This window comes from Thiomonas sp. FB-Cd, assembly GCF_000733775.1.
Lineage (GTDB): Bacteria > Pseudomonadota > Gammaproteobacteria > Burkholderiales > Burkholderiaceae_C > Thiomonas_A.
In genome coordinates this window covers 1,923,636-1,946,374 of record NZ_JPOE01000002.1, presented here as the reverse complement: position 1 = coordinate 1,946,374, position 22,739 = coordinate 1,923,636, and the positions used below count along the sequence as shown (strand labels likewise).

Below are 22,739 nucleotides of genomic sequence, written 5' to 3'. Positions count from 1 at the left end.
AGCGAGCCATGAATTTCACCAATCCCAAGAGCGCCAGGCGCAAGTCGCGCGAGCTGGCCCTGCAGGGCGTATTCGAATGGCTGGTGTCCGGGAGTGACGCAGGCGCCATCGAAGCATTTCTCCACGAACGCTACCCGACGATCAAGCTGGATACCGAACATTTCCAGAGTGTCCTGCACGGCTGCATCCGCGAGGCCGCCCAGCTCGACGCGGACATCCAGCCGTATCTGGACCGGCCGACGCGGGAGCTCTCGCCTGTCGAGCACGCCCTGCTGCTGCTGGGCACGTATGAACTCCGGTTCATGCTGGAAGTGCCCTACAAGGTCATCATCAACGAGGCTGTGGACCTGGCCAAGGTCTACGGTGGTACCGACGGTTTCAAGTACGTCAACGGCGTGCTTGACCGCCTGGCCGTCATCCTGCGTCCGGACGAAACCACGGGCCGGCTCGTCCCGCAGCCCTACCAGCACCAGCCGGGGGGCATGCCCGCCAATCCGGCGGCCAAGGTGCCCGTGAGCTTCAAAGCCAGGACGCCCGTGCGATCCGATGCCAAGCCTGCAGCGCGCCACGCCGGCACCGATGCGTCCAGTTCACCGGGCGACCCCTGGGCTCAGCGCAAGCCTTCGGCACGCCGCAAACCCCAGGGGGACTGAATTCCATGCAACTCGCCAGCCGCATTCAACAAATTGAGCCGTTTTACGTAATGGACGTGGTGCGCGCCGCCTGGGAGCAGGAGGCCGAGTGGCGCCCCCAGGGACGCAACATGATCCATCTGAGCGTGGGCGAGCCTGACTTCACCGCGCCGCCCCCGGTGGTGGAGGCGGGCGTGCGCGCTTTGCGCGAAGGCCGTACGGGCTACACGCTGGCCCCGGGCCTGCCGGCGCTGCGTCAGGCCATCGCGAGCCACTATGCGGCCAAGCACGGCGTGGAGGTGGCGCCCGAGCGGGTTTTCATCACGGCGGGCGCATCCGGCGCACTCACCCTGGCGTGCCTGCTCCTCGTGGAGCCGGGCTCGGAAGTTCTGATGCCCGATCCAACCTACCCCTGCAACAAGAATTTCGTTGCCGCCGCTGGCGGCACCGCGCGCCTGCTGCCGACCTCGGCAGCCTCGCGCTTTCAGCCGACCGCGCAGCAGATCGATGCGGCCTGGGGCCCGGCCACGCGCGGCGTGCTGCTCGCATCGCCATCGAATCCCACCGGCACGTCCATTGCTCCGGATGAACTGGCGCGTATTGCGGCCGTGGTGCGCAAGCGCGGGGGATTCTTGATGATCGACGAGATCTATCTTGAACTGGGGTTCGACGCCGCCTACGGGCGCACGGCCCTTGCGCTGGATGACTCGGTCATCAGTATCAACAGTTTCTCCAAGTATTTCCAGATGACAGGCTGGCGGCTGGGCTGGATGGTGGTTCCCGAGGCTCTCATCGAACCGCTGTCGCGGCTGGCCGGCAACCTGTTCATTTGTCCCAGCAGCCCGGCTCAGCATGCCGCACTGGCTTGTTTCGAGGCCGACACGCTGCTCGAAACCGAGCGCCGGCGCGCTGAATTTGAGCGCCGCCGCGATGTCATCGTGCCAGCCCTTCGGGACTTGGGGTTGGATGTGCCGGTGCTGCCCGACGGGGCGTTTTATGTGTGGGCCGATTGTTCGCGCCATAGTGCAGACAGTTGGACCTTCTGCTTTGATGTGATGCGCGAAACCGGTGTGGTGCTTGTGCCCGGCAAAGACTTCGCCACCTACCAGCCCGAGCGCTGGTTTCGGCTGAGCTACGCCAACAGCGTGGACAATCTGCGTGAGGCGGCCCGCCGCCTGGGTGCCTATCTGGAGCGGCGAAACCCGCGCCTGGCGCGGGCCTGACGCCTTCAGGACGCCATTATGTCTCTGATGCACAATCGTGCAAGAACAACAGGTTGGTGACGCCGTGAAGCGGATCGCGGCTATCTTTGTCCTTTGTTGATGACTACCAGGGTCTGTCAACTACGGACGAACGCCAGCCGCAATTCATAGTCACCCTGGTCTGCCGCTCGCAGGGTGGCCAAGTACCGGTCCCGCACGTTGCTGGCGGCGACCAGGTTGCCGCCACCGCCCCAAGAGAACACTGGTTGGCCAAGGCCGCGCAAAAGCGCGTCGGCCATCATGCGAGAGTGCCTCCCGTTCCCGTTGGGAAACGGATGAACATATGCCCGCGCATTCCGCTTCCTCGCCCGGCCTGACGCACAGCGTCGCTCAGGCGAAGCCGACCGGGCAGGACGGGGTCAAGCGGGCGGTTTTCGCTTGTTGTTCCTCTCCAGGCTGGATAAAATACCAGTATGCAACGCCGCAAGGTCACGCTCAAGCTGTATCCCATTGCCGCGCAAGCTGCGCGGCTTGAGGACTGGACGCGGCTGCACTGCGAGTTGTACAACGCGGCGCTGGAAGAGCGCATCGACGCCTGGCGCAAGGAGGGCAAATCGATCAGCTCCTTCGACCAGCAGAACGTCCTGCCGCAGATCAAGGCCGATCGGCCCGAGTTCATCGCGCTTGGCAGTCATGCCTTGCAGCAGACGCTGCGGCGGCTCGATCTGGCCTTTGCCGCATTCTTTCGTCGCGTCAAGGCGGGGCAGACGCCCGGATTCCCGCGATTCAAATCCAGCATGCGGTTCTCCGGCTTCGCCTATCCCGATCCGGCGGGGTGGAAGCTCATGCAGCACGGCGGCCGTGGTGCCACGCTGCGCATTGGCAGTGGAGACACGGCCCTGTCCATTCGGGCGCGCGGCCGTCACCGCTTCGGGCCGGATGCCAAGCCCAATGACATCACGCTGACGCGCCGCAACGGTCAGTGGTTCGTGTCGGTGACGCTGCGCGTGCCCGACGCGACCTGTGCGCGCCAGCGCACGGGCGATCAGCGCCGCGGGGTGGATTTCGGGATCAACGACTGGGCGACGTTCGACGATGGACGGACCATCGATAACCCGCGCTGGCTGCGCGAGGAACTGCCGCGCCTTGCCGCGCTGCAGCGGCAGCGCGCCAGGAAGAAGAACGGATCGTTGCGCTTCAAACGGCTCGGGCGTCGCATCGCCCGGCTGCACGAGCGTATCGGCAATCGGCGCCGGGACTTCGTGCACAAGGAAACGACCAGGATGGTGCGGCAATGCGCCGTCCTGGCGACTGAGCAACTGGCCCCGAAGACCATGAGCCGCAGCGCGAAGGGCACGGTGGATGCACCGGGCCGTCGCGTGCGGCAGAAAGCCGGACTCAACCGGGAGATCCTCTCGGCAGGGTTCGGCATGGTGCATCCGATGCTGGCGTACAAAGCGGAAGAAGCTGGTACGCGGCTGCATCTGAGCAATACGCGCCAGATCAAACCGTCGCAACGCTGCTCGGCGTGCTGGGAACTCGTTCCCAAGACGCTGAGCCAACGCATGCATGTGTGCCCGTGCGGGCACACGGCGCCGCGCGACCAGAACAGCGCAATGGTGGTGCTCATCGACGCATTCAACACGCAGGACACGTCTGGGACGGGCGTGGCGGCGAGACCGAAACCTCTGACCCGGCAACGTGGCAAGTCCAAGCCTGTGACCCGCGAAACCCCCACTACAGCGCCGTCAGGCGCTTAGTGGCGGGAGAGTTCATACGTATTTCGCTGCATCATGATGCAGCGAAATACTCTTGGCTTGGCCACGTCAGCATTCTGCCGAGGTCAATTGTCATCCAGCTATTGAGGCCAAGCCATGCCCTCAGCATCAATGTGCATCAGAGACATGATGGCGCCTTCAGGATCCCCTGGCTTTAGCCATGGGGAGCGTCAGACCCGTCACCCAAGCCGCGCGCGAACGCGCCAGTCCGCGCCAATGGGCTCCACGCGCATGTCGTGCAGCGCGATGCCGTCGGCCACTGCCTGAAGCGGCCCGAAGGGTGCAAGGCCGGCGCCCTGGCCTAGCAGTGTGGGTGCCAGATACAGCAGCAGTTCGTCCACCAGCCCCGCAGTCAGAAGGGAGGCGTTCAAGCGCGCGCCGGCTTCCACATGCAGCTCGCCGATTTCGCGCGCGGCAAGCTCGTGCATGAGCGCCGCGAGGTCGGTTTTCCCGGGTTTGTCGGCATCGGTGGGCAGCGCGATGACTTCAACCCCCTGCGCCCGCAGGACCTGCGCGCGCGCCTCGGCTTCCTGCGGCGGCAGCGCGTGCGCTACCCAGACCTTGTCTGGCTCGACTTGGAGCATGCGCGCGGTCGGGGGCAGTTCCAGCCGGCTGTCGACGACGACGCGCACGGGCTGGCGCGGCGTTTGCACATGACGCACCGTGAGCTGTGGGTCGTCTTCGCGCACGGTGCCGATGCCGGTGAGTACGGCGCAGGCGTGCGCGCGCCAGTGGTGGGCGTCGGCGCGTGCGGCAAGTCCCGTGATCCACTGGCTGCGCCCGTTCGGCAGGGCCGTGACGCCATCCAGCGAGGCCGCCGCTTTCAGACGCACCCACGGCCTGCCCCGCTCGAAGCGCGAGAAAAATCCCAGGTTCAGCGCGCGGGCGGCGTTTTCAAGAAGCCCGCTCTCAGCCCGTATGCCCGCAGCGCGAAGCCGGTCCAAGCCGCTGCCGTCCACACGCGGGTTCGGGTCGCGCCCGGCGGCGACGACACGGGCCACGCCCGCCTGCACCAGCGCATCGGCGCAAGGCGGGGTGCGGCCATGGTGCGCGCACGGCTCCAGAGTGACGTAAACCGTGGCGCCGCGCGGATCGGCGCCGTGCGCGCGCGCGGCATCCAGCGCCACGATTTCCGCATGCCGCTGCCCGGCGGCTTCAGTGGCTCCTTCGCCGATGACACGGTCGTCCTGCACGATCACGCAGCCGACCCGGGGGTTGGGGCTGGTGAGATAGAGCACGCTTTGGGCAAGCGCCAGAGCCCGGCGCATGTAGGTCGCATCGGTTGCATCAAACATGGTTGTGGTTGCCATCGGAAGCTCAGGGTTTACGGCGGCGGGGGGCACGCGGGGCACGAAGGGGCTTGCCGCTGCGCGCCATTTCTTCAAGGATCTGGACGAACTGCGCCGGATCCTTGAAACTGCGGTAGACGGATGCGAATCGCACATACGCTACGTCGTCCAGGCGTTTGAGTTCGTCCATGACCCATTCGCCGATCTGTGCCGAGTCCAGTTCCCGCGCGCCGGTCTGAAGCAGCCGCTCTTCGATGCGACTGATGGCGGCGTCGACATCCTCGGCGCGCACGGGGCGCTTGCGCAGCGCGAGTTGCAATGACGCGGCAAGCTTGTCGCGCGAGTAGTCCACGCGCCGGCCGTCTTTTTTCACGACCGCCGGGAAGCTCACTTCGGCCCGCTCGTAGGTCGTGAACCGCTTGTCGCAACCCGCGCAGCGCCGCCGGCGCCGCAGCGCCGTGCCATCTTCAACCTCGCGGGTTTCCACCACCTGGGTGTCAGGGTGCTGGCAAAAGGGGCATTTCATCCGTTGCTTATATGGATGCCTCCCGGCGATCAAGAGCAATCGGCGTTGTGCTGTGAAGAGTCGGCTGCCGCCTTATATCCGGCCTCGATCGCGGGTTGTCTGGTTGCCCAGACGCGCCGCCGGCCCCGATGTCATTCGCGGACAAGCGCCTCATCTCCTAGAGCGGACTGTTGAAGTCCGACAACGGATTCAGGTTTGGCTTGCCCCGGTCCGACCGGTTCACATCACGCTGCGTCTTGCTGCCTCATCGCCTACAAAGGCGGTCCATTCCTTTCATCAAGTAAGAGTTGATCCATGGTCACCGTTCGTTCAGGCCGCTTGCGGCCGCACGCTGCGGTGGCCCCTCTGGTAATCCTGTTGTCTGGCCGTGACGGCCCAGATCGTCCGCGCCATCTTGGCCGCCTGGGCCACGATGACCACGTTGGCCGGGCGCCGCTGCCGGATCTGCTCCAACCATGGCCCCGGTTCCTTGGCGTGCGTGAGCACGGATCGCGCGCCGTGGATCAACAGCGTTCGCACGTAGGCGTCGCCGCGTTTGGAGATGCCCTGCAGGCGGATCTTGCCGCCCGTGCCTCGCTGTGCGGGCACCAGGCCCAGCCAGGCGCAGAACTGGCGCGCCGAGCCGAAAGCGCGGGCGTCGCCCATGGTGGCGATCGCCGCTGTGGCGGTGAGCACCCCGACGCCGGGGATCTCGGCAATGCGCCGCATGTCCGGATCCTGGCGGAGTTGCCATGCCAGACGCTTGTCGATGGCGGCGATGTCCTCGCCCAGCGCCTTGATCCTTTGCACCTGCTCGCGCAGACTGTCGGCCACCATCTGCGGCAGCGCCGTCGAGAGTGCCTCCAGCGCCGCCTCGACCTCGCCCAGCATGGCCCGGCTGCCCTTGGCGAAGACGGTGCCGAACTCGTACAGCAATCCGCGCAGCGCGTTGGTCTGCATGACGCGCATCTTCATCAGCAGCTCGCGCTGGCGATGCAGCGTCAGCGTGGCCTGCTGCGCCAGCGACTTGACTCCGACGAACTTGGTGCCCGGCTGCTGCACCGCCAGCCAGATCGCTCGCGCGTCCGTCGCATCGGTCTTGTTGCCCGACACGAACGGCCGCACCGCCCGGGCGTGCAGCAGCCTCACCTCATGGCCCAGCGCGCGCAGCTCGCGCGCCCAGTGGTGCGCCCCGCCGCAGGCCTCGATGCCGACCAGGCACCGCGCCCGGTTGGCGAAGTGCTCCAGCACCTTGGCCCGCTTGATCTGCACATTGGCAATCTCGCCCGTGAACATGTCGACCGTGTGCATCTGAAACACCAGCTTGGCGATGTCCAGCCCCACCACCTGCAGGCCGTCCATCGTGCCGATGATTTGCCCTGCGCTCATGCCTGTCTTACGATTCATGTCGGGTCTCCGAGGGTGTTTGTGAAGACCGTGGTCTATCACGTCCTGGGCACATCGATGCCGTATCCACTCGGGGACCCACCCCGCCACCCTGGCGGCCAGGTCGACTCCGAACGGCCTCGCGTTCATCTCCATACTCCTGTCTCAGTCCCCGCAGGGAGGGAGGCATCCATCACATCTCCGAGAAACCCCGGCGTTCGGGCTGGGGCAGTAACTAACAAAGAAGACAAGCGCCAATCGTTGGCGGCGGGTGCAGGCATTGTGCAGCCGGCATTATTGTCCGCGCCGACCGTGCGCTCCTGGCGACGGGCCTGATGGGCTGTGCCCGTTGGGCAGGCGGGGCAGGGAGCTGGCACCGCGCTGCCGAGGCGCGTGCACCCCACCCCCCAAGCTACACTGCGAGGATGCAACCAGCGCGCCTTCCCTCGATCGTCATTCTCATCTCCGGGCGGGGCTCCAACATGGAAGCCATCGTGCGCGCTTGCGCGGCCGAACAGTGGCCCGCGCGCGTGGCGGCGGTCATCAGCAACCGGCCCGACGCGCCTGGCTTGAGGTTTGCGCAGCAGCAGGGCATTGCCACCGCGGTGGTTGATCATCGCCTCGCCACAAGCCGTGAAGCGTTTGAGGCCGAGCTTGCCGCGTGCATCGATGCCTTTGAGCCATCGGCCGTCGCGCTGGCCGGTTTCATGCGTGTGCTCACACCGGGTTTCGTGCGGCACTATGCGGGCCGGCTGATCAACATTCATCCCTCGCTACTACCTGCCTTTCCGGGGTTGGGCACGCACCGCCGCGCACTCGACAGCGGCGTGAAATGGCACGGTGCAACCGTGCATCTGGTCACGCCCGACGTTGATCACGGCCCCATCGTCGCGCAAGCCCCCGTGCCTGTGCATGACGACGACACCGAGGCCATGCTCACGGCACGCGTGCTTGAGGAGGAGCATCGGATCTATCCCGCTGCGGTGCGCGCGCTTGTGGAGCGGCGACTGCAGGTGCAGGGGCTGCGCGTGCGCGTGCTTGCCGCCTCGCCCGTTCAGGCCGGTGAGGTGGTCCGATGAAGCCGCGCGCCTTGGTCACCAGCGCACGCGAGCTGCTGCGCCAGGTGCTTCGCTTCGAGTTGCCAGCCGATGTCGTCGTCTCGCGTTATTTCCGCGCGCATCCCGAGCTCGGCCAGCATGACCGCCACGTGATTGCCGAGAGCATCTACCAGATCGTGCGCCATCTGCGCCTGTATCGGCACTGGGCCGAGGCGGCCGGCGGTGCCCTTGACCTGCACCTGCTGGCATTGGGATGGCAGGCGGATGCGGCCACTCTTGCCTTGGCGTTTCCCGCTGAGCTCGTGGCCTGGCGCGACAAGACGCTGCGTCAGGATGTGTCCGCGCTGGCGCCGGCCCTGCGCTACAGCCTGCCCGACTGGATGGCGCTGGCGTTGCAGGCTCGTGGCGATTTGCCGGGTGTCGAATTCGACCACCTGGCCCGCAGCCTTCTGCAGCCCGCGCCTCTGGATCTGCGCGTGAACCTGCTGAAGACCACGCGGGAAGCGGCACTTGCCGAATTGCGGCAGCTTGGCATCGATGCAGCCCCCATGCGCTATTCCCCTTGGGGGCTGCGCGTGCAGGGCAAGCCTGCGCTGAATCGCTCGGCGCTGTTTCTGGATGGCGCGATCGAGGTGCAAGACGAGGGCAGTCAGCTGTTGGCGCTTCTGCTTGCGCCCCGGCGTGGCGAGATGGTGGCGGATTTTTGTGCTGGCGCCGGAGGCAAGACCCTGGCGCTCGGGGCCATGATGCGCAACACAGGGCGCCTGTATGCGTTTGACGTGGCCGAACACCGGCTGCACAAACTGCGGCCTCGACTGGCACGTAGTGGCTTGTCAAACGTCTACCCGGTGGTCATCAGCCACGAGCGCGACGATCGGGTGCAGCGATTGGCCGGCAAACTCGACCGCGTGCTCGTTGACGCTCCTTGCACCGGCACCGGCACCCTGCGCCGCAACCCGGACCTGAAATGGAGACTGCAGGAGGCCGATGTGCTGAAGCTTGCCGCGCAACAGACGTCAATTCTGAACGCCGCGGCAACGCTGCTCAAACCCGGTGGCCGCCTGGTGTACGCCACCTGCAGCTTGCTGCCTGCCGAGAACCGGCAGATTGTCGAGCAGTTTTTGCAGGAACGACCGGATTTCGCATTGCAGGGGGCTGCCGAGGCGCTGGCTCACCAGCAGGTGAATCTGGATGGCGGCACCGGCAATCCGATGCTGGAACTCTTTCCCCATCGGCATGGCACTGACGGTTTTTTTGCCGCAGTGATGCAGCGCGGCGCCGCCCGACGCACCTGAACGGGGCGCGGGACGAGGGCGCATGTCCTTGCGCCAAGTCGGTTATCCCAAGCACCTACAATGGGACTGGGCTTCGGCGCTTGAATGCGGCGATCGAGGGCTGTAAGCTGGGTCATCACGTTTGAGGTTTGACAGGTTGAAACAAAGATGTTGAATGGTTTCCTGAATTGGGCTGCCCATGGCGTGGCCCACGCTTCGGTTTGGCACATTGTGGTATACACGTTGGTGCTGACCCATGTCACCATCGTGGCAGTCACGGTGTTCTTGCATCGCTCGCAAGCGCACCGATCACTGGACCTGCACCCGGCCGTGATGCATTTTTTCCGGTTTTGGCTGTGGCTGACCACTGGCATGGTCACCAAGGAATGGGTTGCGATCCACCGCAAGCACCACGCCAAGTGTGAAACCGTGGACGACCCCCACAGTCCGGTGACCAAAGGGATTTCCACAGTGCTGTTGCGTGGCTCGGAGTTGTACCGCGCCGAGTCGAAAAACCAGGAAACACTGGCCAAATTTGGCCACGGTACGCCCGACGACTGGCTGGAGCGCAAGGTGTATTCGCGTTTCATGTGGCAGGGCGTGGGGCTGATGCTCATCACCGACGTGTTGCTGTTCGGTGCCATCGGCGCCACGGTCTGGGCCATCCAGATGCTGTGGATTCCCATCTGGGCCGCGGGGGTGATCAACGGCCTGGGGCACTGGTGGGGTTACCGCAACTACGCCAGCCGCGATACGAGCCACAACGTTTTTCCCTGGGGCCTGATCATCGGTGGGGAAGAGTTGCACAACAACCACCACACCTACCCCACCTCGGCCAAGCTTTCGCTGAAGTGGTGGGAGTTCGACATCGGCTGGGCCTATATCCGCGTGCTGTCCTGGCTCGGCCTGGCCAAACCGCGCAAGCTGCCACCCAAGGCCCGGATTGGGGCGGTGCGCCCACAGGTTGACGTGGCTTTGTTGCAGACCGTGATTGCCAACCGCTACGACCTGATGGCGCGTTATGCGCGCGAGATGCGCCGCGCGCTGCGTGCGGAGTTGAATCGACTCAGCCTCGCGGCGCCGCAGGGTGGGGCGGCGAGCCCGAGCCAGGTTCTTCGCGCGGCGCGTCACCTCATCACCCGCGAGCGTGAGACACTGGATGCGCAGTCGCTCGCCGTCGTGGACGCCGCCGCCCAGAACAGCCCGGTGATAGGCAAGTTGCTGCAAATGCGAGAGGATCTCAAGGCCGTCTGGGAGCACTCGTCCGCTTCGGCCGAGCAGCTGCGCCAGCATCTGCAGGACTGGTGCCAGCGCGCCGAGCACAGCGGCATCGGGGCACTGCAGAACATGTCGTTGCGCCTGCGCAGCTACCAGGTCTGAGTAGCCGCGACGGTGGGGCGCGGCCGATCACGGTGCGCGCGCGGATCCACAAAGAAAAAAGCCGCTTTCCGCGGCTTTTTTTCGTGCAGCGCGCGCGTTCACTTCAATTGCTGCTCCAGGACCTTGAGGATGCTTTGTGCCGATTGGGCGCTGTCAGCCCCGGCTTTGACCGGTTGCACCGTGACGCGCGAGACGCTGCCCACGGGTTGGACCACAATGCGGAAATCCTCGGGCTTGACCTCGGTCTTGCTGCCGCCGAAGAGCTTGCTCAGGAAGCCGCCTTTGTTTTCCTCGGCCTTCATCGCCTCCACCGGGTTGACGTAACGGATGTCGTAGGTGCCGGTCGCCCGGTTGCGGTCAGTCACGGTGAACCCTGCAGTGTTGATGGCCAGGCCAACGCGGCGCCACGCCTCGTCGAACCCGTCGACCACCTGAATGGCGCGGCCGTCATCGATGAGAGTCGCGCGCAGGGCGGTCTTGGGCGTCGTGACATCAGCCACGGCCGCCTTGGCCTGCTCCTCGTTCATGCCCAGGCGCACCATCAGCTTGCGCAGGAACACAGTGTCCAGCGTGGGGTCGGGGGTGCCGGGCTGCCAGGTGGTCTGCGTCTTGTCCTGGTTCGTGTACACCTCCACCATGGTCTGGTGCGTGATGAAGACTTCCGTGCCCTTGCCGTCCGGTGTGCGTTCGAACACGGTGCGGAAGCGGTCGCGCTCACCGGTGTCGTAAAGGCTGTCGAAGACCTTGCCGAGGTATTTGCGAATGATGTCCTGCGGCAGCTTGGCGCGATTCTCCGCCCAGTCGGTTTCCATCTCGCCGGTCGCCGCATCGGCCTTTGTGAGATAGAACCCGTTTTGTTGCCAGAACGCCTTCACGGTGTCCCACAGCTTGTCAGGCGCTGCGTCCACGACCAGCCAGCGCTGGCCGCCTGCCTGTTCAATGCGCATGCCGGGGTATTGCGGCAGCACCGCGTTGCTTGCCGCCTGCTGGGCGGCCTGGGCGTTCACAGTCTGGTATTCAAGCGCACTCACCGGGCCGCTCTTCGTGCCTTCGGGCATGGCGTAGCGTTGCTCGCGGGCGAGCTGAGTGAGGTCAGGCGGGATGTCGAGCGAGGGGCCGGCCTTGGCGCTTTCATAGTCGACGCTCTTGCCCTGCACCACGCTGTCGAGTGAGGAGCAGCCACCCATGGCGCCGAGGGTGGCCAGAGCCAGGGCCAAGGCTGAAAGGCGAGGAAGGGGACGTGCAGGTGCAGGGATGCGGCGCATGGGTATGGTTTTAGTGAAGGACGGGAATGCCGAGGTCGGCCAGGGCAGCCCGCAACTCGTCGTGATGGCTGGACAGAGGTGTGAGCGGCAGGCGGATCGCGCCGCCCATTTTGCCCATGGCGGCGAGGGCCCATTTCACCGGGATGGGATTGGGTTCGACGAAAAGCAGACGGTTCAGGTCCATGAGCTTGAAATGCAACTGCGCCGCATCCTGCGCGCGCCCCGCAATGGCTGCGACACACAGATCATGCATCAGGCGCGGGACGACATTGGCCGTCACGCTCACGTTGCCGTGACCGCCCAGCAGCATGGTGGCCACGGCGCTTGGATCGTCGCCCGAGTACACGGCGAAACCCTTGGGTGCGCGACGCAGGATTTGCGCGGAACGGTCGATATGGCCGCTTGCTTCCTTGATGCCCACGATGTTGGGCACTTCGGCAAGCCGCAGCGCCGTCTCCGGCAGCATATCGGCCACCGTACGCCCCGGCACGTTGTACAGGACCATGGGAATATCCACGCTTTCGGCGATGGCGCGGAAGTGGCGGTAAATGCCTTCCTGGGTCGGCTTGTTGTAGTACGGCACCACCTGCAGCGTACAGTCGGCACCGACCTCTTTGCAAAAGTGTGACAACTCGATGGCCTCGGCCGTGGAGTTGGCACCGGCACCCGCCATGACGGGCACGCGCCCTGCGGCCTGTTCGACCGCCACCCGGATGATGTCGCCGTGTTCCTTGACGTTGACGGTGGGCGATTCACCCGTGGTGCCAACCACACCGATGCAATCGGTGCCTTCGGCGATATGCCAATCGATGAGCCTGCGAAGGCTGTCGAAATCGACGCTGCCGTCGTCAAGCATGGGTGTGACCAAGGCCACGATGCTGCCGGTAATGGGGTTCATTCCAAGCGCTTGTCAAAAATCACAGATTGTACTTGGCAGGGGGGCTTTCGGCGATTGCGACGGGCGCCTGTGCCGGCATGCGCTCGCGCACCGCGCAGATCCGCTGCACGTAGGCGGGCTTGGGCGTCCGCAGGAAGCCATCTTCATAGGCAACCACGCGAAGCGCAGGACGCGCGGCATCCAGCAATTCCCCCGGGCGCAGCAAGAAATCGGGGTTGCGCGGTTTGCCGACCGTCTCGTTGCCAAGGGCGAAGGTCTCGTAGATCAGCACGCCTGCGGTTGCCACGGCACGCACGATGTGCGGCAGCAGGGGTCGCCACAGATAGTTGGTGACAACCACGCCGCCAAAGGTCTGTGTGCCAAAGGGCCACGGCCCCGTTTCCAGGTCCGTCACAAGAACCTTCGCGATGCCGCGCAGCGGCTCCAGCGCCTGGGCGTCACGATCCACCGCATGCATTGCATGGCCGCGCGCAGCGAGCGCGCGTACATGGCGGCCGCTGCCGCATGCCAGGTCAAGAACCGATGCGCCGGGTGCCAACAGCGGGGCGAATCGCATGACCCAGGCTGAGGGCTGCGGCAGTTCTTCGGAAGGGTCGTGAACAGGCGGGGTCATGGGCAATGCGCATTGGCTTCTCATCCTAGCGGCTCGAGCGGCGGGTGTTGCGCCGATTCGGGGTGTCGGGCTTCTAGAATGGCCCTTGTCGGCGGTCCTTTAAGCATGGCTGGCTCGCATTTGTCAAGCCATGTTGAGGGTTTCGCGATGCGCGTTTGCTGCCGCATTTTTGTGCAAACCCAAGCCGGCCCGCATGGAATCTGAATTCCCGCACTCCTGACTGGCACTCTATCCCCATCCTGTGGGGATAAGTTTTCGGGCCAGGGGCTGGCGTTCATGCGCTGCGGATCTTGTCCACAATTCAGCTGTCTTATCCACAATCTCCCTATGGCAACCCGAACCCCCCAGCGTACAGCGAGGCCTCCATCCGCGTGCTCAAGGGCCTGGAGCCTGTGCAGCAACGCCCGGGCATGTACACGTCCACGGTCAATCCGCTGCATGTCATCCAGGAGGTCATCGACAACAGCGCCGACGAGGCGCTTGCCGGACATGCGCGTCGCATCGCCGTGACGCTGCACGCCGACGGCAGCGTGAGCGTGCAGGACGATGGGCGCGGCATCCCTATCGGCGTGCATCCGGACGAGGGGGTGCCTGTCGTGGAACTCGTGTTCACCCAGCTGCATGCCGGCGGCAAATTCGACAAGCTCGACGCCGGCGCCGCCTACCGCTTCTCCGGTGGCCTGCATGGAGTCGGGGTGAGCGTGACGAATGCGCTGGCCGCACGCCTGGAGGTGGAGGTGCACCGCGATGGCCAGGCTGCGAGCCTGGCGTTCAAGGGTGGGGCGCCTGTGCAGGCCCTGCAGACCCGGGCGCTGGGGCGTGGTGAATGGAAGCTTGGCACCCGGGTGCGAGCTTGGCCCGACGCGAAATACTTCGACAGCGTTCAACTGCCCCATGCGGAGTTGGTGCATCTGTTGCGCAGCAAGGCCGTGCTGTTGCCGGGGCTGGAGGTGACGCTTGTCGTGGAAAAAACGGGCGAGACCCACTCCTGGCGCTATGACCAGGGGTTGCGTGGTTATCTGGGTGAGGCTTTGGGCGATACGGTGGTGCTGGTCGAATTCGAGGGCGAAGGCCAAGCCGGCAGCCAAAGCGAGGGGTTTGCGGTGGGTGAGGGCGCGGCGTGGTGCGTGGCCTTCAGCGCCGAGGGCAGCGTGCTGCGGGAATCCTATGTCAACCTGATCCCGACACCTGCCGGCGGCACGCACGAAGCGGGCCTGCGCGAGGGCATGTTCCAAGCGGTCAAGGGCTTCATCGAATTGCACAGCTTGTTGCCCAAGGGCGTGAAACTGCTGCCGGAGGACGTCTTCTCGCGAGCGTCCTTCGTGCTGTCGGCCAAGGTGCTCGACCCGCAGTTCCAGGGCCAGATGAAGGAACGCCTCAACAGTCGCGACGCGGTGCGCCTCGTCGCCGGCTTTGTGCGCCCGGCCCTGGAGCTGTGGATGAGCCAGCACGTCGAGCAGGGCAAGGCCCTGGCTGAGCTCGTCATTGCCCAAGCACAAAGCCGCCAGCGCGCGGCCCAAAAGGTTGAAAAGCGCAAGGGCTCCGGCATGGCCGTGCTTCCAGGCAAGCTCACGGACTGCGAAAGCCGCGACACCGCGCGTAACGAGCTGTTCCTCGTGGAGGGTGACTCCGCCGGTGGCTCGGCCAAGATGGGGCGCGACAAGGAGTACCAGGCCGTGCTGCCGTTGCGGGGCAAGGTGCTCAATTCGTGGGAGGTCGATCGCGACCGCCTGTTCGCCAACCAGGAAATCCATGACATGGCGGTGGCCATCGGGCTGGACCCGCATGGCTTGGCCGACGCCGTGGACTTTGGCCAGCTCCGCTACGGCAAGATCTGCATCCTGAGCGATGCGGACGTGGATGGCTCGCACATCCAGGTTCTGCTGCTGACTCTTTTTTTCCGCCATTTTCCGCAGCTTGTCGCACGTGGCCATGTGTATGTGGCTCGCCCGCCTCTTTTCCGTGTGGATGCGCCGGCCCGCGGGAAAAAGCCGGCTGCAAAGCTTTACGCGCTGGACGACGGCGAACTGCAGGCGATCCTCGACCGCTTGCGCAAGGATGGGGTGAAAGAGGCCGGCTGGAGCGTGTCCCGCTTCAAGGGCTTGGGCGAGATGAGTGCCGAGCAGTTGTGGGAGACCACACTCAACCCGGACACTCGCCGCCTGCTGCCCGTGCAACTGGGGCGCGCAGGCGAAGCGGCAACCACCGCGCTGTTCGTGCAGCTCATGGGCAAGGGCGAAGCCCAGGCCCGGCGCGAACTGATGGAGGCGTTTGGCGACCGCGTCGAGGTGGACGTTTGAGAGCCCGCGAAGAGTGCCGACCTTCCCGTTCCTGACCCAGGCACAGCGGGCGCCCGCACGCGGCGACGAAGGCGATTGCAACGTGCGCGGTGGACAAACCCGGCCAGCGCCATGATTGATTCTTGATTCACATTGACCCATGACTTCGATTCCCGGACCATCCGACCCGACTCCCGATCTGTTCGCCGTCTCATCCGCACAGGAGCCGCCCTCACCGGATCTCTCTGACAGCGACAGCCTGTCGCTGGCGGACTACGCGCGGCAGGCTTATCTCGACTACGCCATCTCCGTGGTCAAGGGCCGCGCGCTGCCGGATGTCTGCGACGGGCTCAAGCCCGTGCAGCGACGCATCCTGTACGCGATGGACCGCATGGGCCTTGCTTCGGGCGCCAAGCCGGTGAAGTCTGCCCGCGTGGTGGGCGACGTGCTGGGCAAATACCATCCGCATGGCGACCAGGCTGCCTATGACGCGCTGGTGCGCCTGGCACAGGACTTCGCCCAACGCTATCCGCTGATTGACGGCCAGGGAAACTTTGGCAGCCGCGACGGTGACGGGGCCGCAGCCATGCGCTACACCGAAGCGCGGCTCACACCCGTCGCCCGCCTCCTGCTGGATGAGGTGGATATGGGCACGGTGGACTTCGCGCCGAACTACGACGGCTCCACCACCGAGCCACGGCTGTTGCCGGCGCGGCTCCCCTTTGTGCTGCTCAATGGCGCATCGGGCATCGCGGTGGGCATGGCCACGGAGATTCCGGCGCATAACCTGCGCGAGGTGGCGGCAGCTTGCGTGGCCGTGCTGCGCAAGCCGACAGTCTCGATCGACGAGATCCTGGCGCTGACGCCGGGGCCGGACTTTGCCACCGCAGGCCAGATCATCAGTGGCCCGGACGATATCCGGGACGCCTATGTCAGCGGACGCGGCAGCCTGAAGGTGCGCGCGCGCTGGACCGTGGAAGATCTCGCTCGTGGTCAGTGGCAGCTCGTTGTCACGGAGTTGCCACCTGCGACCAGCGCGCAGCGCGTGCTGCAGGAACTCGAGGAGATCACCGACCCCAAGCCGAAGGCCGGCAAGAAGACCATCAGCGCCGAGCAGCAACAGCTCAAGCAAACGGTGCTTGCCGTTCTGGACGGCGTGCGTGATGAAGCCGGGCGCGATGCTGCCGTGCGCCTCGTGTTCGAACCCAAGAGTTCGCGCGTGCCCGTGGAAGAGCTGGTGTCCGTGCTGCTGTCCACCACCAGCCTTGAACAGAGCGTGCCGCTCAACCTGGTGATGGTCGGGGCCGATGGCAAGCCGAGACAGAAGGGACTGCTCGACATCCTGCGCGAATGGACGGCATTCCGGCAAGCTACCGTGCGGCGCCGCAGCAGCCACCGGTTGCAGCAGGTTGACGATCGCCTGCACATTCTGGAAGGGCGGCGCATCGTCCTGCTGAACATCGACGAAGTCATTCGCATCATCCGGGAATCCGACGAGCCCAAGTCTGCGCTGATGCAGCATTTCGGGCTCACCGACCGCCAGGCCGAAGACATCCTGGAAATCCGGCTGCGTCAGCTCGCGCGGCTTGAAGCGATCAAGATCGAGCAGGAGATCGACAAGCTCACCGGCGAGCAGGGCGAGCTGCAAAAGTTGCTTTCGGATGACAAGGCCCTGACGCGTCGGGTAATCAAGGAAATTGAGGCGGACGCCAAGCAGTTCGGTGATGACCGCCGCACATTGATCCAGGCCCAAAGCCGCGCCACTCTGGAGGTGCGCGTGGCGGACGAACCCGTGACGGTCATCGTGTCCGAAAAGGGTTGGCTGCGCACGCAAAAGGGCCACGGTCTTGGAGTTGCAAACCTCAGTTTCAAGCCGGGTGATGCGCTACGCGCCACGTTCGAGACCCGCTCCACGGGCCAGCTGTGGGTCCTGGGCAGCGATGGCCGCGCCTACAGCATTGCCATCGCGCAGCTGCCAGGCGGGCGCGGTGACGGACAGCCGGTGACGAGCTTCATCGACCTGGCTCCTGGCGCCAGCCCAGCTCACTACTGGGCTGGCCCGGCCGGCATGCCCTTGCTGTTTGCGTCGAGCGCCAGTTACGGATTTGTCGCCCGTGCGGAAAATCTGTCGAGCCGCCAACGGGCCGGCAAGACCTTCGTTCCGATCGAAGGTGGGGAGTCCCTCCTGCCGCCGCAGCCGCTGCAGCGCGTGGCGGGTGAGCAAGGTGAGGTGCAAGCGGCCGACCGCGTTGCCGTGCTGTCGAGCGGGGGGCGATTGCTGATCTTTGGCGTCGACGAATTGCGCGAACTGCCGCGCGGCGGGCGCGGCGTGCTGCTGATGGCCCTGGATCCCAAGGAAACGGTGCGAGCCACCTGCGCTTTGGCCCCTGGCGAGACGCTGGAGGTTGCAGGAAGCGGGCGCGGGGGTGTTGCCAAGGTTCAGACGCTCACACCGCGGACCCAGAACGACTACGTGGCCAAGCGCGCGCGCAAGGGCAAGGCGGTGGGCACGGCCGGCTTCAAGCCCGTGGCCTTGCGCGCGATCTAGACCGTCGCGGGCATCGATGGAACGATGTCGCGCGAAGGCGGAATCAGTCGAGTTCGGCGATCAGCTCGATCTCCACTGCTGCGCCCATGGGCAGCTGGGCTACACCAAAGGCGCTGCGCGCGTGGCGACCAAGGTCGCCAAATGCCTGCCCAAGCAGTTCGGAGGCGCCGTTGATCACCAGGTGCTGCTCAGTGAAAACCGGCGTGGAGTTCACCAGGCCCAGGAGTTTGACGATGCGGCGCACGCGATGCAGGTCGCCGCAGGCTGCATGCAGCGTGCCCATCAGATCGACGGCCACAAGCCGCGCAGCCGCCTGGCCTTGTGCTGTGGTGAGGTCGCGTCCGAGCTGTCCGGCCAGGACCTGGCCATCTTTCTTGCTGATGTGGCCGGAAAGGAACAACAGCTTGCCGGTTTGCACGAACGGGAGGTATGCGGCTGCCGGGGCGGAAGCCTGAGGCAGGGTGATGCCGAGATTTTGGAGATTGGTATAGATGGACATGGCAGCTCGGGCTCGTTTGTGGAAAACCCCATAGCATAAGCAAGGCCAGGCGCATGTGCGCCGATGCCGTTCCCTGTTTTTTCGCCCTTCACGCCGCGCCCATGTCCATGCCATCGCCTCCGTCGCCCGCAGTCCCCATACGCGCACCCACCAGCACCGCCTCGCGTCCAGGAGCGTTGCGAGCGGGCCTGCTGCTGGCCTCGGCCGGAGCGATTGCATTTTCGGGCAAGGCGATCCTCGCCAAGCTGATCTACGAATGGCCGATCGACGCGGTCACGCTCATTTTTTACCGCATGCTGTTCGCCCTGCCGTTGTTCGCAGTCATGGCGTGGTGGGCCGGGCGCGGCAAGGCAAGTCTCACCGCGTCGCAGGCGCGCATCGTGCTCGTGCTGGGGTTCACGGGGTATTACGCCGCCAGCATGCTCGACTTCATGGGTCTGGAGGACATCACGGCCAGCCTCGAGCGGCTCATTTTGTACCTCAACCCGAGCTTCGTGCTGCTGCTCGGGGCCATGGTCTTTGGCCGGCGCGTGGGATGGCGCCATGTTGCAGCCATCGCATTGAGCTACGCGGGCGTGCTGGTGGTGTTCGCCCAGGAAATCGGCCTGCAGGGCGCGCACGCGGTGCTGGGCGCCTTGCTGGTGCTGGGTAGTGCGCTGTCGTATGCGGTGTATCTCCTGATGAGCGGCAAGCTTGTGGGGGAACTGGGGTCGCTGCGCCTGGCCGGGTGGGCGGGTGTTGTGGCCAGTTTTTTTTGCATTGCCCAGTTCGCGCTGATCAAGCCCTGGCAGGCGGTGTGGGTGCCCATGCCGGTGGTGTGGCTATCCCTGCTCAACGCGACCGTGTGCACCGTGGCGCCGATTCTGATGGTGATGATGGCGATCGAGCGCATCGGCCCGGCACTCACGGCGCAGACGGGAATGCTCGGTCCGCTGTCGACCATCGCACTGAGCGTCTGGCTGCTGCATGAGCCGTTTACGCCTTGGCTGCTCCTTGGCACGGCTCTCGTGCTGGCGGGCATTTACGCGCTGACGCGGGCGCGGCTTTGAGCAATTCGACCGCGCATCCCGCGACGACAGCGCGTGGCGCTTAGTCGCGGGAGCATTCACATGCGGCGTCTGATGCATAGCGCAAACTGCGGCAATCCCTGCTATAGTGTGCCTCTGCGGTGTGCTGCCCAGTTCTGCACACCCTGTCAATCTGACCTCCTGCCGGAATGTTCCGGCTCAGCCTTGCAACAAGCTGGTGTTCGTCCTCCCGGTCGAGCGGTTGCCAGGCACCTGCCGCCAAGCCTTGTGGCACGCGGCTTCGAAAGACTCCATGAACTTTGATCAACTCGGACTTGCCGAGCCTATCCTGCGTGCCGTGTCGGCGCAGGGCTACACCACCCCCACCCCCATTCAGGCGCAGGCCATTCCGGCAGTCCTTGCCGGTGGCGATCTGCTGGCTGCGGCGCAAACCGGAACGGGTAAGACGGCCGCCTTCACGTTGCCCATCCTGCATCGCCTGAGCCAGAGCGAGCAGGCGCGTGACGCGCAGGGACGCGTCATTCCGCGCGTGCTCGTGTTGGTTCCCACGCGCGAGCTTGCTGCCCAGGTGGCGGAAAGCGTGCGCGATTACGGCCGGCAGTTGCAGCTGCGCAGTATGGTGATGTACGGCGGCGTGGGCATGCAGCCGCAGATCGACGCCCTCAAGCGCGGCGTGGATATCGTCGTGGCGACACCCGGACGCATGCTTGACCACCACGGCCAGCGTACGCTCAACCTCTCCGGCATCAATACCCTGGTGCTCGACGAGGCGGATCGCATGCTGGACATGGGTTTCATCCATGACATCAAACGCGTGCTCTCGCTGCTGCCCAAGCAACGCCAGAACCTGCTGTTTTCGGCGACCTTCTCAGACGAGATCAAGACCCTGGCCAACGGCTTGTTGAACAAGCCGGCGGTGATCGAGGTGGCGCGTCGCAATGCGACCGCGGCGACCGTGCGACAGTCCGTGCATCCGGTGGGGCGCGAGCGCAAGCGTGAACTGCTGTCGCACCTGATTCGCGAGAGCAACTGGTACCAGGTCCTGGTCTTCATGCGCACCAAGCATGGTGCCAACAGACTGGCTGAACAGCTCAACACGGACGGCATCGGCGCCGACGCCATCCACGGCAACAAGAGTCAAGGTGCGCGGACCCGTGCGCTGGCCTCATTCAAGAGTGGCAAGCTGCAGGTGCTGGTGGCCACGGACATCGCAGCTCGCGGGATCGACATCGACCAATTGCCGATGGTCGTGAACTACGAGTTGCCCAATGTGCCGGAAGACTACGTGCATCGGATTGGACGCACCGGGCGCGCGGGGGCCGAAGGCCAGGCGATCTCCCTGGTTTGCGTGGATGAGTTGCGCTTTCTTCGCGACATCGAAAACCTCATCGGTCGCCCGATTGACCGTCACGTGATCGCTGGGTTCGAACCGGATCCCAAGGAGCGCGCGCAGCCCATTCGCGTCGGCCGTACGACCATCGGCGGTGGAAAGCCCTCGGGTGGCGGTGCACGCCGCGGCGAGTCTCCGAGCCGGGCCTTGGCAGGCCATGGTCACGGGCGCAGCGATGCCACCGGTCATGCACATGGCAGTGGACGCCGTGATGGTGCCGCCGCACCTCGGCGCGATGCCGGCCGCCGCGGCACCTCGGGTGCGCCACGACGCGATGGCGGTCGCTGAGCTGCACCACCCCTGAGCCCACCGGCTGTGCGCATGGCGCGCCGCCGGTGGGGTATCGAAAGGCATGAAGGGCGGGGGCTGCAACGGCAGCCCCCGCCCTTCATGCCTTTGGGCGCTCAGAGCGCCAGGGTGAATTTCAGACCGATGACGAAGGCATTTCCAATCGCGGACGTTCGAAACGGCTCGGCCTGCTGGTCTGGATGCACGATGTATTGCACGTTGGGTGAGAGGCGAATGCCGGGACTGAGCTGATAGCCGTAAGCGAGCTCCATCATGATTTCGTTGTCGGGTACCGGCGTCGTGACGCCCACCGAGGCAAGCGCCACTTGGATGTTTTGCAGCGCCAGACTGGAAAAGCGCTGCTGGTTGATCACAAAGCCCAGCGTGTCATGCTCCCGCGATGCGAAGGGTCCCTGCATTACCGCGCCGAGTTCAAGAAAATTGCTCTCGTTGACCCGCCCTGCAAGCTTGGTCATGGCCACGCCGAACACGGTCAGGCCCCGCTTGGTATTCATGTCCGGGCGCCACACCATCTGATTGAAGCGTACATAGGCCCCTGAACGGTTACGGTCGGTGCGGTAGGGCAGGCCGGTGAGGACCGCATCATTGCCGTTGGCATCGAGGAGCGGATCGGCGTAGTCGGAGCGGTCAAACCAGCCACCAATCTCATAGTTCCGCGGGTGGTTGTCGTTGGCGAAGGTGGTCGCGTAGCCCAGGGACCAGGGCACGATCACCCCTGTGGCGTCACCCGTGCTCCAGTTGATGCCATGGTCGCTCGCCCGTTTGTCGTTCGGGTTGACTTCGTAGGCGCCGGCCTTTGCATAAAGCTTGTCCGTCAGCCAGCCCTTGGCGTAGCCGCCCCAGCTGGATGCAGGAAAGTAGGTGAAGTTGCTGTCCTTGAACACGAATGTCGGGTTGCCGCACGCCGAGTTGCTTTGAAAGTTGCAATACAGCGGCGAGTTGAGGAAGTCGATGTTGGCGACGGTGCGGCCACCTTGCAGTTCGAGACGGCCGCCGAACAGTTTTTTCTCAATCGTGAAATAGGCCAAATGCAGGTTCTGGGTGCCGTAAATTTCCTGGACCGAGGTGTTGTTGCCGATCGCCTCGGACGCCAGGCTTTGGCCGTGGCGTTGGGTCACGGCGATGTGCACGCTCGTGGCATTCCAGCCCAGCATTTTGTGCAGGTCCAGATCGGCACCCAGGAACAGCTGGCCGGCATAGGCCGAACCCCGGCGGATCCCGCCGCTGGTGTTGGCCGCAGCCTCGCCGGTGTAGTTTGCCGAAAGGGTCAGCCCGTCGCCCAAGGCGTATTGACCGGGCGTCGGATCAGCCGCGTGTGCCAGGCCTGTCACCAGTGCTAGCGCTGCTGCGCCGATTGTGGCGCGCGCCAGGTTCTTGCGATGGTTCATTGTGGTCTCCTCGTCGAA

General features: G+C 65.0%; 19 protein-coding genes. 10 read left to right on the top strand and 9 right to left on the bottom strand.

Annotated features, from left to right (window positions below):
- The first annotated feature begins 8 nt into the window (after positions 1 to 8).
- Positions 9 to 653 (top strand): transcription antitermination factor NusB, encoded by a 645-nt coding sequence (nusB, locus tag CD04_RS21650; protein WP_081857876.1) that lies wholly within the window; start codon positions 9 to 11, stop codon positions 651 to 653.
- Positions 654 to 658: 5 nt separating this feature from the next.
- Complete coding sequence (locus tag CD04_RS0109450) at positions 659 to 1,855, top strand: pyridoxal phosphate-dependent aminotransferase (protein WP_031406210.1); 1,197 nt, start codon at positions 659 to 661, stop codon at positions 1,853 to 1,855.
- Between the two features lie 116 nt (positions 1,856 to 1,971).
- Here the strand turns inward: CD04_RS0109450 and CD04_RS21645 are convergent, their stop codons facing one another.
- The gene (locus tag CD04_RS21645) at positions 1,972 to 2,136 is read right to left on the bottom strand and encodes a hypothetical protein (protein WP_231480515.1); all 165 of its coding nucleotides are present in this window, start codon (positions 2,134 to 2,136) and stop codon (positions 1,972 to 1,974) included.
- A gap of 171 nt (positions 2,137 to 2,307) precedes the next feature.
- On the opposite strand from CD04_RS21645, the gene CD04_RS0109440 reads away from it, so the two are divergent.
- Positions 2,308 to 3,594: an RNA-guided endonuclease TnpB family protein gene (locus CD04_RS0109440; protein WP_031406209.1), complete on the top strand. Its 1,287-nt coding sequence runs from the start codon at positions 2,308 to 2,310 to the stop codon at positions 3,592 to 3,594.
- A 197-nt stretch (positions 3,595 to 3,791) separates the two neighbouring features.
- On the opposite strand, the gene ribD is transcribed toward CD04_RS0109440, so the two are convergent.
- From ribD to CD04_RS0109425, 3 genes are all read right to left on the bottom strand, one after another.
- A complete protein-coding gene (gene ribD, locus CD04_RS0109435) occupies positions 3,792 to 4,907 on the bottom strand; it encodes a bifunctional diaminohydroxyphosphoribosylaminopyrimidine deaminase/5-amino-6-(5-phosphoribosylamino)uracil reductase RibD (protein WP_031406206.1) in 1,116 nt (371 codons plus the stop codon).
- 22 nt (positions 4,908 to 4,929) lie between these two features.
- Complete coding sequence (gene nrdR / locus CD04_RS0109430) at positions 4,930 to 5,427, bottom strand: transcriptional regulator NrdR (protein WP_031406205.1); 498 nt, start codon at positions 5,425 to 5,427, stop codon at positions 4,930 to 4,932.
- 309 nt (positions 5,428 to 5,736) lie between these two features.
- Positions 5,737 to 6,768 carry an IS110 family transposase gene (locus CD04_RS0109425; protein WP_031404313.1) on the bottom strand — a complete coding sequence of 344 codons (1,032 nt, stop codon included), beginning with the start codon at positions 6,766 to 6,768 and terminating at the stop codon, positions 5,737 to 5,739.
- A gap of 449 nt (positions 6,769 to 7,217) precedes the next feature.
- Here CD04_RS0109425 and purN point away from each other — a divergent pair, with 449 nt between their 5' ends.
- The 3 genes from purN (at position 7,218) to CD04_RS0109410 (ending at position 10,504) form a co-directional block, all read left to right on the top strand.
- Positions 7,218 to 7,871, top strand: coding sequence for a phosphoribosylglycinamide formyltransferase (gene purN, locus CD04_RS0109420; RefSeq protein WP_038167673.1), 654 nt, complete (start codon positions 7,218 to 7,220; stop codon positions 7,869 to 7,871).
- The gene (locus CD04_RS0109415) at positions 7,868 to 9,145 is read left to right on the top strand and encodes an RsmB/NOP family class I SAM-dependent RNA methyltransferase (RefSeq protein WP_031406203.1); all 1,278 of its coding nucleotides are present in this window, start codon (positions 7,868 to 7,870) and stop codon (positions 9,143 to 9,145) included. Before purN ends, CD04_RS0109415 begins: the two co-directional genes overlap by 4 nt.
- Positions 9,146 to 9,292: 147 nt before the next feature.
- Positions 9,293 to 10,504: a fatty acid desaturase gene (locus tag CD04_RS0109410; RefSeq protein WP_031406202.1), complete on the top strand. Its 1,212-nt coding sequence runs from the start codon at positions 9,293 to 9,295 to the stop codon at positions 10,502 to 10,504.
- A 98-nt stretch (positions 10,505 to 10,602) separates the two neighbouring features.
- Here CD04_RS0109410 and bamC read toward each other — a convergent pair whose 3' ends face one another.
- The 3 genes from bamC to CD04_RS0109395 are packed head-to-tail and all read right to left on the bottom strand — an operon-like array spanning position 10,603 to position 13,280.
- Positions 10,603 to 11,769 carry an outer membrane protein assembly factor BamC gene (gene bamC / locus CD04_RS0109405; RefSeq protein WP_051849061.1) on the bottom strand — a complete coding sequence of 389 codons (1,167 nt, stop codon included), beginning with the start codon at positions 11,767 to 11,769 and terminating at the stop codon, positions 10,603 to 10,605.
- 10 nt (positions 11,770 to 11,779) lie between these two features.
- Positions 11,780 to 12,667, bottom strand: coding sequence for a 4-hydroxy-tetrahydrodipicolinate synthase (gene dapA / locus CD04_RS0109400; protein ID WP_031406198.1), 888 nt, complete (start codon positions 12,665 to 12,667; stop codon positions 11,780 to 11,782).
- Positions 12,668 to 12,686: 19 nt separating this feature from the next.
- Positions 12,687 to 13,280, bottom strand: coding sequence for a bifunctional 2-polyprenyl-6-hydroxyphenol methylase/3-demethylubiquinol 3-O-methyltransferase UbiG (locus CD04_RS0109395; protein ID WP_031406196.1), 594 nt, complete (start codon positions 13,278 to 13,280; stop codon positions 12,687 to 12,689).
- A 410-nt stretch (positions 13,281 to 13,690) separates the two neighbouring features.
- Here CD04_RS0109395 and CD04_RS0109390 point away from each other — a divergent pair, with 410 nt between their 5' ends.
- Both CD04_RS0109390 and parC read left to right on the top strand, forming a co-directional pair.
- The gene (locus CD04_RS0109390; RefSeq protein WP_231480618.1) at positions 13,691 to 15,580 is read left to right on the top strand and encodes a DNA topoisomerase IV subunit B; all 1,890 of its coding nucleotides are present in this window, start codon (positions 13,691 to 13,693) and stop codon (positions 15,578 to 15,580) included.
- A 139-nt stretch (positions 15,581 to 15,719) separates the two neighbouring features.
- Complete coding sequence (gene parC / locus CD04_RS0109385) at positions 15,720 to 18,107, top strand: DNA topoisomerase IV subunit A (protein ID WP_031406192.1); 2,388 nt, start codon at positions 15,720 to 15,722, stop codon at positions 18,105 to 18,107.
- 43 nt (positions 18,108 to 18,150) lie between these two features.
- Here parC and CD04_RS0109380 read toward each other — a convergent pair whose 3' ends face one another.
- A complete protein-coding gene (locus CD04_RS0109380) occupies positions 18,151 to 18,606 on the bottom strand; it encodes a RidA family protein (protein ID WP_031406190.1) in 456 nt (151 codons plus the stop codon).
- A gap of 107 nt (positions 18,607 to 18,713) precedes the next feature.
- On the opposite strand from CD04_RS0109380, the gene CD04_RS0109375 reads away from it, so the two are divergent.
- Both CD04_RS0109375 and CD04_RS0109370 read left to right on the top strand, forming a co-directional pair.
- Entirely contained in the window at positions 18,714 to 19,655 is a 942-nt protein-coding gene (locus CD04_RS0109375) for a DMT family transporter (protein ID WP_369792823.1), read from the top strand.
- A 271-nt stretch (positions 19,656 to 19,926) separates the two neighbouring features.
- Positions 19,927 to 21,312 carry a DEAD/DEAH box helicase gene (locus tag CD04_RS0109370; protein ID WP_038167670.1) on the top strand — a complete coding sequence of 462 codons (1,386 nt, stop codon included), beginning with the start codon at positions 19,927 to 19,929 and terminating at the stop codon, positions 21,310 to 21,312.
- Positions 21,313 to 21,428: 116 nt separating this feature from the next.
- On the opposite strand, the gene CD04_RS0109365 is transcribed toward CD04_RS0109370, so the two are convergent.
- A complete protein-coding gene (locus CD04_RS0109365; protein WP_051849060.1) occupies positions 21,429 to 22,721 on the bottom strand; it encodes a carbohydrate porin in 1,293 nt (430 codons plus the stop codon).
- Between the last annotated feature and the right edge of the window lie 18 nt (positions 22,722 to 22,739).